Source organism: Roseitalea sp. (assembly GCF_984466335.1).
In genome coordinates this window covers 1-10809 of sequence record NZ_CFIFWG010000109.1, presented here as the reverse complement: position 1 = coordinate 10809, position 10809 = coordinate 1, and the positions used below count along the sequence as shown (strand labels likewise).

Sequence of the window (10809 nt, the reverse complement as noted above, 5' to 3'; positions counted from 1 at the left end):
CAGCACCTCGGCATCCTGGCCCCGGAAGGCGATCAGGGCCACCTGGTCGCGGCGCACATAGCACTCGGCGAGCAGCAGTTCGACGCAGCCCTTGGCCTCGCCGAGCCGTTCAAGCGCCGTCGATCCCGAGGCGTCGACGGCGAAGATCGCCATCGATTCCGCGTTGTGGGCATAGCGCGCATAGCGCAAATCGTCGGGGCGCACGTCGAGCGGCTCGCCCCGTGACCGGGGCGGCAGGCCGCGCGCCTTGCGGCGGACGGGCTGCCAGGGCGCGGCGGTTCGCAGCGTGGCGACCACGTCGGGCCGCGCGCCCGGACGGGGCGGCCGGGCGGCCTGGCCGGCCGGCCGGCCCCGGCGGGCGCCCTTGCGGACCGCGCCCGCCTTGCCTGCGGCGGCCGGGGCGCGTGCGCGGCTCGTCGCCGTTTCGCGAAAGGCGGCAAGGTCGAGCCGAACGCCCTTGCCTGCGGCGATCGGCATGTCCCGCAGCATGTCCGGATCGATGCTCCGCCCTTCGCTGCGCGCGTTCTCGCCGTCCGCGGCGTCGGCCTTGCCGTCCTGGCCGGACGGCAGGTCGTCGCCCGCGCCTTTCGTCTCGTTCGCCCCTGCGTCCTCCGGCGGCGCCTGGACCATCGCGCCGCAGGTCAGGCGAAGCGCCGTCGCCACGTCGCGCTCGTCGGCCTGGGCGCGTCCGTCAAGGGCCGCCAGAAGGCGCGTGGCGCGCAGCGCCTGGGCGGGCGGGCGCATCGAGGCTCCGCGCGTCATCGCGGCGACCGCCACCACGGTTTCGGCCAGCGCGTCCGGCACCCGGACCGCGGCGATCGTCTCTGGCGCCGGTGCCGTCCGGCGCCCGTCCTTGGTCCGCGCGTCGCGGATCGAAATGCCGTCCAGCCGGATGCGCAGGCCGAGCCGGTCGGCGATCGCGCCGGGCACGGCATGGTCCTCGTCGTCCTCGCCCTCGTCGAGCGCGATCACCCCGAACCGGCCTTCGCCGTCCCCGTCGAGCGCCCGGGCGACGATGCCGGCCAGATCGGGCGCAAGGCGCTCGGCCATGGCGAGGACAAGACCGCCGCCCGCGACCGTCTCAAGCAGCCCGGCCTGGCGGACGGGCCTGCCGCGCGCGAGCGTGGCGGCGATGTCGATGCCGCCCGTCAGCCGGCCGGCCGGCACGGCCGGCGTGATGCGGCGCAGCGGCACGCTGGCTGGCAGCAAGGCCCGCACATGGTCGAGCCAGCGGGCGCGCACGGGCGAAGCGCGCGCGACGACATGGATGCCGCCGAGCATTGCGGGTGCGGTGGCGAACAGGCGCGCGGCGATCAGCGCGTCCGCCCAGGCCGGATCGGGCACGCCCGCCGACACGCCGGACCGCGCGCCCGGACGCGGGGGGCCTGAGGGCGGCGATGCGCCCGCGCCGCCCTCAGGCATGGCCGGCGGCGCCGTTGGCCGCTTCGCCGACCGCGCGCTCGACGCGGGCGGCCGAGCCGGCCTCGTCGAGCGGATCGCGCCGCAGCCGGTGCCGCAGCGCCATGGGCGCGATCGCGATCAGATCGGCCCTTGTGGCGGCGGCGCGCCCCTCCAGCGCGGCGCGGGTGCGGGCTGCGCGCATCAGGGTCAGTTCGCCGCGCAGTCCGTCCACACCCAGCCTCAGGCAGATGCCGGACGCCAGCGCGAGCACCTCGTCGGGCGTTTCGACATCGCCCAGCAGCGCCCTGGCCCGTGCGATCCTGCGGCGAACCGTCCCGTTCCTGCGGCTCCAGCGTCTGATGAAACCCTCCCGATCGCGTTCATAGGCTTCGCGGCGCCGGACCACCTCGATGCGGTCCTTCAGATTGTCCGGCGATGCCACGTCGACCGACAGGCCGAACCGATCGAGCAGTTGCGGGCGCAACTCCCCTTCCTCCGGATTGCCCGAGCCGATCAGGACGAAACGGGCCGGATGACGCGCGGACAGGCCCTCGCGCTCGACCAGATTGACGCCGGAGGCGGCCACGTCGAGCAGAAGGTCCACCAGATGGTCCTCAAGCAGGTTGACCTCGTCGATATAGAGAAAGCCGCGATTGGCGCGGGCCAGAAGCCCTGGCTCGAACGCCTTTTCGCCCGAAACCAGCGCCCTTTCGAGATCGAGCGCGCCGCAGACGCGATCCTCCGTCGCGCCCAGCGGCAGGTCGACGACCGGGGCCGGCGCCTTGGCGGACCTTGGCGGCCCGGCCGCGTTGCAGACCGGGCAGATGTCGGCGGGCGCGTCCGGCTCGCAATTGTAGCGGCAGCCGGGGCGCGATGCGATCTTGGGCAGAAGCGCGGCCAGCGCGCGCACGGCGGTGGACTTGCCGGTGCCGCGGTCGCCGAAGACCAGGACGCCTCCGAGCAGCGGGTCGGTTGCCGCCATCATGAGGGCTTGCTTCATCTCCTCTTGGCCGACAATGGCGGCAAAAGGAAACGGTGCGGACATGACGGGCTCCAAAGTGTCAATTACATTTGACATCCTGACATGTCATGGAATCGATTTCCATGCCGATTTCCCGCAGGCGCCATCGACCAAAGTCGAAGGCGGCGGCCATGACGGCGCGCTGAATCGCCTCACCTCCGGGCCCGCGCGCCTCCCTTCGTTGACGGCCTTGTTCGGGATGCTAGGGGAACGGTCGAACCGGAGGAAACCGCGTGAAATCATCGAGAAAGGTCATTCTTGTCGCGGGCGCCATGCTTGCGTTCGTCCCGGCGCAGGCCCTCGCGGGCGATCCGGTCGCCGGCCAGCAGGTGTTCCGCACCTGCGTGGCCTGTCACAATGCCGACACCGAGCGCAACAAGGTCGGACCGCATCTGGTCGACATTATCGGCCGGACGCCCGGCACCGTCGAAGGGTTCCGCTACTCGGCCGCCATGATCGGGTTCGGCGAGGCGGGCAATGTCTGGGACAAGGAGACGATCGGCGCCTATCTCGCCGATCCGCGCGGCTTCATCCGCGGCAACCGCATGGCCTTTGCCGGCCTGAGGACCCGGCGGGACATCGACAATGTAATCGCCTATCTGGCGCGGTTCTCGCAGACGCCCGCCGACGCGTCCGGGGGCGAGGGCGCCGTGGACGGCCGGTAGGCGGCCGGGCGGCGCGGGGGCGGCCTCCGGGTGAAGACGAGCGCCGACCTTATACTCACGTCTATGTTCCGCCTGCCGCCGCGCGACAATGTCGCAGGCGCCGGCTTGTCGGCTCGGCGCGAAACCGGCCGCAAGACACTGTTTGCCAATGGTTATCGCCGATGTGCCCGGAGCGCGGCGGGGGCCGCGCGCCGCATGTCGCGCACGGCCCGCGGCGGTGCGTCGATTTATCCGCTTGCCTCTCGTATCCAAGCCTTTTTCATCGTATGATGGCCTTCGGGCGCATCACGCAAGCGGTGCGCGGAGGAGGAAATATGAAGGGGCGCCGGGATCAACCCGACGACCCGGCGGAGGGCCAGGAGGATGCCGGATATCCGGCTCCGGATTTCCGTTATAGTTTGCTGGACACGCCCGCCGTCGACCGTCGTCTGGATAGCCAGTTGCTGGAGGAGGCCATAAAGCGGCATGTCGCCACGCAGGTGGGCGAGGGAGCCGCCGACCTTGCCGACGGTGACGATGCCGTGCCCGGCATGGAGCCTGAGCAGGTGCTCGATGCGCTGCTGGTCTCCGACCAGGCCTTTCTGGACACCGTCGTGCCGTCGCTGCTGCACAATGACGTCAGTCTGCATACCTTCTACCGCCGCATCGTGCGCCCGGTCGCAGCCCGCCTCGGCGATCTTTGGTGCGAGGACGAGATCAACTTCGTCAAGGTCGAGATCGTCTCCATGCGCCTGCGCCTGATGTGCAGCCAGCTCGTTGCGCGGCGCATGGTCGGTCGGACGCCTTGGCTGGAGGACGAGCGCAAGCGCGTCCTGCTGGCCCATACGGGCGGGGACCGGCACACGCTGGGCTTTTCGATGGCCGAGGCATTCTTCCAGGATGCGGGCTGGCACGTCGGCGGCGGTTTCGATTTCGAGCCGGGACCGGCCTATTACGATGCCTTGCGGGAAGGCCATTTCTCGCTGGTCGCGCTGGCCTTCTCGCGCGACGATGCGTGCGATCCCACCGAGATCGCTGCGCGCACGCGCACCGCTTCGAGCAATCCCCACCTGTGCATCTGTTTCGGCGGCGTTGCCGTCGCTGCCAACCCCGACCGCTATCGGGTGGCGGGCGCCGATATCGTCGCGCTCGATGCGCCCGATGCCGTGCGGCAGGCCGAGCGGCTGTTCGGCGGCTCGGCCTGGGCGAGCCGCCAGGAGCGGGGATTGATGGAGCCGATCGAGGCGTTCTGCGACGCCGGGCCGCTGGACGATCGCGACTGACGCTGCGGCCCGTCCGCCGGCTCAGGGCGCCGGCGCCGACCCGTTCGGCAGGATCGCACGCAGGCGCAGATAGGCGATCCGCTCCACCTGCCGGCACGCCTCGGCGAATTCCCGTTCGGCGTCGTTCTCCAGCCGGCGCTGGAACGCATCGAGGATGGACGCTTTTGTGCTGTCGCGCACGGCGATGATGAAGGGAAAGCCGAACTTTTCCCTATAGGCGCGGTTGAGCGCCTCGAACCGTGCTCGCTCTTCGTCCGTCAGCGCATCGAGCCCGGCAGAGGCCTGTTCGGCGGTGGACCGGGCGGTCAGGCGCCTGGCGGCGGCGAGCTTGCCGGCAAGGTCGGGATGGGCCTTGAGGACGCCCAGTCGCTCGTCATGGGAGGCGGCGCGGAACCGGCGGGCGAGGGCGGCGTGAAGGCCGGTGACGGTGTCGTTGGCCGGGCCGAGCGCATCGTCGAAGGCGCGCTCGGCGATCCACGGCGAGTGCTCGAAAATGCCGCCGAAGGCGTCGATGAACCTCGCCTTGTCCATCATCGAGGGTCGCTCATGGCGGTGCGGAGGATGGTGTTCGGCCCAGTGCCGGGCGATGTCGATGCGGCGGGCGAACCAGACGTCGGGCTTGGACTGCGCATAGTCGACAAAGCGCCTGAGCGCCATGATCCGGCCGGGCCGGCCGACAAGCCGGCAATGCAGGCCCACCGACATCATCTTCGCCCGGCCCCGTTCGCCTTCCTCATAGAGCGCATCGAACGTGTCCTTCAGATAGGCGAGGAACTGCTCGCCCGCATTGAAGCCCTGGGGCGTTGCGAACCGCATGTCGTTGGCGTCGAGCGTATAGGGCACGATCAACTGGTGGCGGCCCTCATGATGGTGCCAGTAGGGCAGATCGTCGGCATAACTATCGGCGACATAGGCAAAGCCGCCTTCGGCCGATGCCAGATCGACCGTGTTGACCGAGCAGCGGCCCGTATACCAGCCATGCGGGCGCGCGCCGGTCACCTCGCGGTGGATGCGGACCGCCTCGTCCATATGGCGCTTTTCCTCGTCGGGCGAGAAATCGGCGTAGTCGATCCATTTGAGGCCATGGCTGGCGATTTCCCATCCCGCCTCCCCCATGGCGCGCACCTGCGCGGGGCCACGGGCAAGGGCGGTGGCGACGCCATAGACCGTGACCGGAATCGCCGCCTCCGTGAAAAGGCGGTGCAGCCGCCAGAAGCCGGCGCGCGCGCCATATTCGTAGATCGATTCCATGTTCCAGTGGCGCTGGCCGGGCCAGGGCCGCGCGCCGACGATTTCCGACAGGAAGGCTTCGGACGCCTCGTCGCCGTGCAGGATGTTGTTCTCGCCGCCTTCCTCGTAATTGATGACGAACTGCACCGCGATCTTCGCGCCGCCCGGCCATTTCGGGTCGGGCGTGCTGGCGCCATAGCCGTGCATGTCGCGGGGATAGCGGTTCAAGGCGTCGGTCCGTTCTGCCGCAAGCGGCTTCACATCGGGGCGCGATGCTGTCAGGAATCCCGTCGGACCTCAATCGCCGATTTCGGCGCAAGAGACAAGCAAGGAGCCTGGTCGATGTCCGATGGCGGCTTTCTGACGATACATGTTCTGGATACGGCGCGCGGCGTGCCGGCGGCGGGGCTTGTGGTCTGGCTTTATCGCGTCTCGGGCAATTCGCACAAAAAGATCGCCGAAGCGATGACCAACGAGGACGGGCGGACCGACGCGCCGATCCTGCCGGCAAGAAAGTTCAAGGCCGGCCAATATGAGTTGATCTTTCACGCCGGTGACTATCTGCGCGCCAATGGCCTTGCGGGAGAGGAACCGCTGTTTCTCGATCAGGTGCCGATCCGGTTCGGTGTCAGCGATGGCGCTGCGCACCATCACGTGCCGCTTCTGCTGTCGCCCTATGGCTATTCGACCTATCGGGGCAGTTGAGGTGTCAAGCGGTTACGCGGTTTCGTGTCCCCTTATCCCGCGCGTGTCGAAGGGTGAGGGGAAACCGCAAGCCCGCCCCTTCGACAGGCTCGGGATGAGGGCTTGCGGATCGTTCTCCAAGGCGCGGCCGGCAATGGGAAACAGCAAAGCCCATGCATGACCTCGCCGTCTTCATGGAATGGATCGAGTTCGCGGTCCGGTGGCTGCATGTGATCACCGCGATCGCCTGGATCGGCTCGTCCTTCTATTTCATCGCGCTCGATCTGGGCCTGAACCGCGACATAGCCGGTCCCGCCGACGGCGAGGAATGGCAGGTGCATGGCGGCGGCTTCTATCACATCCGCAAATATCTGGTCGCGCCCGAGGCGATGCCCGAGCATCTGACCTGGTTCAAATGGGAGAGCTACGCCACCTGGCTGTCGGGCTTCGCGCTCCTGTGCCTTGTCTACTATCTGGGCGCCGACCTCTATCTGGTCGATCCGAACGTCGCCGACATCTCGATCCCGTTCGCGATCGTCCTCTCGCTGGCCTCGCTGGCGTTCGGCTGGATCGTCTATGACCGGCTGTGCACATCGCCGCTCGGCGAAACGCCGACCGCGCTGATGGCGCTCTTGTTCGTGCTTCTGGTCGCCATGGCTTGGGGCTATGCGCAGGTCTTTTCGGGCCGTGCGGCGCTGTTGCATCTGGGCGCGTTCACCGCGACCATCATGACGGCGAACGTCTTTTTGATCATCATCCCGAACCAGACAATCGTGGTCGCCGACCTGAAGGCCGGCCGCGTCCCCGACGCCCGTTACGGCAAGATCGCCAAGCTCAGATCGACGCACAACAATTACCTCACCCTGCCGGTGATCTTCTTCATGCTGTCGGTGCATTATCCGCTGGCGTTCGCGAGCGAATACAACTGGCTGATCGCGGCGCTGGTGTTCCTGATGGGCGTGACGATCAGGCACTATTTCAACACGCGGCACGCGCGCGCCGGCAATCCGACCTGGACCTGGCTCGCCACCGCGCTTTTGTTCGTCGCGATCATGGCGCTGTCGACCTGGCCGCTTTTCACCAATGAGCCCGAAAACCCCGACCAGGCGAAGGTGACGCCCCGTCAGGCGCGCATCATGGCGACCGAAGGCTTCAAGGAGGTGGCGGCCATCGTGCAGGGGCGCTGCGCGATGTGCCACGCCAAGGAGCCGTTCTGGGACGGCATCTGGTTTCCGCCGGGCGGCGTGCGGCTGGAGACCCATGCCCAGATCGCCGCGCACGCGCGCGCCGTCTACATCCAGTCGGGCGTCACGCACGCCATGCCGCCGGCCAATGTCTCCTTCATGCAGGACGAAGAGAGGCGCGCCATCGTCGAGTGGTATCGCTCGGTTCAGTGAGCCCCCGAAAGGGCCGCGGCGACCGCGCGGGCCATCACGATCTCCTCGTCGGTCGGGATCACCATGACGCGCGCCCCGCCGGCGCCGATGTCGCGGCCATTGTCAAGATTGGCCGCTTCGTCGACGGCAATGCCCAGCCAGCCCATATCCGCGCACACCTCGCGCCGGACCCTTGCCGAATGCTCGCCGATACCGCCGGTGAAGACAAGCGCGTCGAGCCCGCCCAGCACCGCGCTCATGCCGCCCAGCTCGCGCCGGATGCGGAAGACGAAATAGTCGATCGCCTCGCGCGCCTTCGGATCGTCGCTGGCTTCGAGCGCGCGCATGTCGTGGGTGAGGCCGGACAGGCCCTTGAGCCCGCTTTCGGTGTAGAGCAGGTCGGCGATGGCGTCGGCATCCATGCCGTGATGCCGCATCATGTAGAGCAGCACGCCCGGATCGATCTGGCCGCAGCGCGTGCCCATGGGCAGGCCGTCGAGCGCGGTGAAGCCCATGGTCGAGCCGACGCTTTGGCCGTCGCGGACGGCGCACATGGAGGCGCCGTTGCCCAGATGGGCGATCACCACGCGGCCCCTGGCCAGCTCCGGTTCGGCGCGGGCGATCTCCGAGGCGATATAGGCATAGGACAGGCCGTGGAAGCCGTAGCGGCGCACACCCTCGTCGAACCATTTGCGGGGCAGGGCGAACGTGTCGTTGACGAAGGGGTGCGTGCGGTGGAAGGCGGTGTCGAAACAGCCGACCTGGATCGCGTCGGCAAAGGCGGCGATGGCCGCCTCGACGCAATCGAGATTGTGCGGCTGGTGCAGCGGCGCGAGCGGCTCCAGCGTGCGCAGGGCGGCGATCGTGCCGGCGTCGAGCGGGGTCGGGGCGACGAATCCGGTGCCGCCATGGACGATGCGGTGGCCGACGCCGGCGACGCGCGCGCCGCCGAACAGCGTATCGCCCCGCGCCAGGATCTCGGCCAGCGCGCCGGCATGGTCGTCGGCGGCGATGTCGATGGCCTGCCTGTCGCCCCGGTCCTTGACGATCAGCCGCGTCTGCTGGCTTGGCGACAGGCTTTCCACCTGTCCGGACCGGAGCAGGGCCGGTTCGGCGGCTCGCTCGTGGACCGCGAATTTGAGCGAGGACGAGCCGGCGTTCAGCGTCAGGATGACGGTGTCGGTCATGGCGGCGCCTGCTTACCGATTACGTTGCCAGTCGTGATAGAGCGCGGCGACCGCGCAGGAGGCCAGGCGCGCCTTGTCGTCATCGGCGCGGCTGGTCAGGATCACCGGGCACTTGGCGCCGAGCACCAGCCCGCCGGCCTCGGCATGGGCGAGGAAGGTCAGTTGCTTGGCGATCATGTTGGCCGATTCAAGGTTCGGCGCCATCAGGATGTCGGCGTGGCCGGCGACCAGCGAGCGGATGCCCTTGGTGCGCGCGGCGTCCTCGTCGACCGCATTGTCCATGGCCAGCGGTCCGTCGACGATGCCGCCCCGGATCTGGCCCCTTTCGGCCATCTTGGCGAGCGCGGCGGCCTCGATGGTCGAGGGCAGCTTGGGATTGACCGTCTCGACCGCCGAAAGGACCGCGACCTTGGGGGCCTCGATCCCCAGCGCCCGGCCCAGATCGATCGCGTTCTGGATGATGTCGACCTTTTCGTGCAGTCCCGGCGCGATGTTGATGGCCGCGTCGGTGATCATCAACAGGTGCCTGAGGCCCGGCACGTCCATGCAGAAGACGTGGCTGAGCCGGCGCCGGGTGCGCAGGCCGCCCTCGGACCTGACCAAGGCGCGCAGCAGATCGTCGGTGTGCATATGGCCCTTCATGACCGCGCCGGCGCGCCCCTCGTTGACGAGCGCGACGGCCCGGGCGGCCGCAGCGGCGCTGCCCGCCACATCGACGATCGCGCAGGGGTCCAGATCGGCGCCGAGATCGGTCGCGGTCTGGCGGATGCGCTTTTCGTCGCCGACCAGGATCGGCGTGATCAGCGTGTGCTCGGCCGCCAGCAGCGCGCCGCCGAGCGATTTGGGCTCGTCGGGGCAGACCACGGCCGTGGGAAGCGCGGGCAGCGGCGCGGCCAGTTCGAGCAGCCGGTCGAAATGGACGTGGCGCTGCACGGTCAGCCCGGGCAACGCGTCGGCCGTAAAGCTCAGTTCGGCGGCCGGCGCGATCACCGTGGCCTCGCCTTCGAGGACCATGGACCCGTCGGACTTGGTCACCGTGGTGGCGAACACCGCGATGCCGTCAGGCTTCTTTTCGGTCAGCTTGATGCGGACCGTCAGCTCATCGCCGGCATGGGCGCGGCCCAGAAAGCGCAGGTTCTGGCCCCTGTAGAGCGTGCCCGGACCGGGAAGTTGGTTTCCCAGCACCGCCGAGACCAGCGAGGCGACCCACATGGACGGCGCGACGGGCTCGTCGGGCCTGCCGTCGCCGTCATGATCCTCCCCTGGCAGGTGCACCGGATTGTGGTTGCCCGACGAGGAGGCGTAGACGAGGAAGTCCTCGGCGCGGCACAGGCGCTTGGCCGAGGCTTCCATGCCGACCTCCAGCGCGTGCCAGGGCGTGTTGGCATAGGTGTTCATGGATCAGCTTGCCTTCGATCGGATTCAATCGGCCCCTGTCGGGTGCCGCTTGGGGCGGCGGCGGGTCGGCCATGCGCCGATCCCGGAGCGGGCCTTGACCGCGCGCGGCTCCATCTCCTTCACCGCGCCGGCGATATAGTCAAACATATTCGGTGCCCCGCCCGCGAGCCGATTGCATTTGCGGGCCGGTGCCGGCACGGTGCCGCAAAGCGTGGAGGACGCCGTGCGAATATATGCGCTGGTGCTCGTGTCTGGCCTTGCGGCGGGCGGCGCGGCCGCCGCCGAACTCCCGCCGCCCGTGACCGATGCGATGTACGCGCCCGTCGACGAGGCGGAGGCGCGGCTGGGCCATCTGCTCTTCTGGGACCCGATCCTGTCCGGCAACAGGAACGTTTCCTGCGCCACCTGCCATCATCCGCGCTTCGGCACCGGCGACGGCGTGTCGCTGGCGCTGGGCGAGGGCGGCGCCGGGCTCGGACCGGATCGCCGCGTCGATCCCGACAACCCGCCCGAGCGGCGCATCCCGCGCAACGCGCCGGCGCTTTTCAATCTGGGCGCCGCCGAATTCACCGTCATGTTCCATGA

Annotated in this window: 11 protein-coding genes; 5 read left to right on the top strand and 6 right to left on the bottom strand. The window is 68.9% G+C overall.

Annotation, left to right across the window (positions count from 1 at the left end; all coding sequences use genetic code 11):
* Both bchD and bchI read right to left on the bottom strand, forming a co-directional pair.
* A partial coding sequence (bchD, locus tag AC5E6L_RS10675) for a magnesium chelatase subunit D (protein ID WP_491773169.1) occupies positions 1 to 1422 on the bottom strand: 1422 nt, incomplete at its 3' end.
* Positions 1415 to 2446 carry a magnesium chelatase ATPase subunit I gene (gene bchI / locus AC5E6L_RS10670; RefSeq protein ID WP_491230593.1) on the bottom strand — a complete coding sequence of 344 codons (1032 nt, stop codon included), beginning with the start codon at positions 2444 to 2446 and terminating at the stop codon, positions 1415 to 1417. The genes bchD and bchI, both read right to left, overlap by 8 nt.
* A gap of 209 nt (positions 2447 to 2655) precedes the next feature.
* On the opposite strand from bchI, the gene AC5E6L_RS10665 reads away from it, so the two are divergent.
* Positions 2656 to 3087 (top strand): c-type cytochrome, encoded by a 432-nt coding sequence (locus tag AC5E6L_RS10665; protein ID WP_491773167.1) that lies wholly within the window; start codon positions 2656 to 2658, stop codon positions 3085 to 3087.
* A 398-nt stretch (positions 3088 to 3485) separates the two neighbouring features.
* Positions 3486 to 4349 carry a cobalamin B12-binding domain-containing protein gene (locus AC5E6L_RS10660; RefSeq protein WP_491773165.1) on the top strand — a complete coding sequence of 288 codons (864 nt, stop codon included), beginning with the start codon at positions 3486 to 3488 and terminating at the stop codon, positions 4347 to 4349.
* 21 nt (positions 4350 to 4370) lie between these two features.
* On the opposite strand, the gene puuE is transcribed toward AC5E6L_RS10660, so the two are convergent.
* The gene (puuE, locus tag AC5E6L_RS10655) at positions 4371 to 5786 is read right to left on the bottom strand and encodes an allantoinase PuuE (protein ID WP_491773171.1); all 1416 of its coding nucleotides are present in this window, start codon (positions 5784 to 5786) and stop codon (positions 4371 to 4373) included.
* A 135-nt stretch (positions 5787 to 5921) separates the two neighbouring features.
* Between puuE and uraH the strand changes: the two genes are divergently transcribed.
* Both uraH and AC5E6L_RS10645 read left to right on the top strand, forming a co-directional pair.
* Positions 5922 to 6284 (top strand): hydroxyisourate hydrolase, encoded by a 363-nt coding sequence (gene uraH, locus AC5E6L_RS10650; RefSeq protein WP_491773163.1) that lies wholly within the window; start codon positions 5922 to 5924, stop codon positions 6282 to 6284.
* A gap of 152 nt (positions 6285 to 6436) precedes the next feature.
* The gene (locus tag AC5E6L_RS10645) at positions 6437 to 7660 is read left to right on the top strand and encodes a urate hydroxylase PuuD (protein WP_491228563.1); all 1224 of its coding nucleotides are present in this window, start codon (positions 6437 to 6439) and stop codon (positions 7658 to 7660) included.
* Here the strand turns inward: AC5E6L_RS10645 and AC5E6L_RS10640 are convergent.
* Genes AC5E6L_RS10640 through AC5E6L_RS10630 form a run of 3 tightly spaced genes read right to left on the bottom strand, consistent with a single transcriptional unit; the run spans position 7654 to position 10371 of the window.
* Positions 7654 to 8826 carry an acetate/propionate family kinase gene (locus AC5E6L_RS10640; protein WP_491228564.1) on the bottom strand — a complete coding sequence of 391 codons (1173 nt, stop codon included), beginning with the start codon at positions 8824 to 8826 and terminating at the stop codon, positions 7654 to 7656. The genes AC5E6L_RS10645 and AC5E6L_RS10640 overlap by 7 nt on opposite strands.
* A 12-nt stretch (positions 8827 to 8838) precedes the next feature.
* Entirely contained in the window at positions 8839 to 10224 is a 1386-nt protein-coding gene (locus tag AC5E6L_RS10635; protein ID WP_491228565.1) for a bifunctional enoyl-CoA hydratase/phosphate acetyltransferase, read from the bottom strand.
* 24 nt (positions 10225 to 10248) lie between these two features.
* The gene (locus AC5E6L_RS10630) at positions 10249 to 10371 is read right to left on the bottom strand and encodes a hypothetical protein (protein WP_491228566.1); all 123 of its coding nucleotides are present in this window, start codon (positions 10369 to 10371) and stop codon (positions 10249 to 10251) included.
* A 76-nt stretch (positions 10372 to 10447) separates the two neighbouring features.
* On the opposite strand from AC5E6L_RS10630, the gene AC5E6L_RS10625 reads away from it, so the two are divergent.
* Positions 10448 to 10809: cytochrome c peroxidase (locus tag AC5E6L_RS10625; RefSeq protein ID WP_491773159.1), on the top strand; the 362-nt coding region annotated here is incomplete at its 3' end.

Coding starts and splice junctions, on each gene's coding strand:
- AC5E6L_RS10645 (WP_491228563.1), top strand. CDS start 6,437: ATGCATGACCTCGCCGTCTTCATGGAATGGATCGAGTTCGCGGTCCGG.
- puuE (WP_491773171.1), bottom strand. CDS start 5,786: ATGCACGGCTATGGCGCCAGCACGCCCGACCCGAAATGGCCGGGCGGC.
- bchI (WP_491230593.1), bottom strand. CDS start 2,446: ATGTCCGCACCGTTTCCTTTTGCCGCCATTGTCGGCCAAGAGGAGATG.
- AC5E6L_RS10630 (WP_491228566.1), bottom strand. CDS start 10,371: ATGTTTGACTATATCGCCGGCGCGGTGAAGGAGATGGAGCCGCGCGCG.
- AC5E6L_RS10640 (WP_491228564.1), bottom strand. CDS start 8,826: ATGACCGACACCGTCATCCTGACGCTGAACGCCGGCTCGTCCTCGCTC.
- AC5E6L_RS10635 (WP_491228565.1), bottom strand. CDS start 10,224: ATGAACACCTATGCCAACACGCCCTGGCACGCGCTGGAGGTCGGCATG.
- uraH (WP_491773163.1), top strand. CDS start 5,922: ATGTCCGATGGCGGCTTTCTGACGATACATGTTCTGGATACGGCGCGC.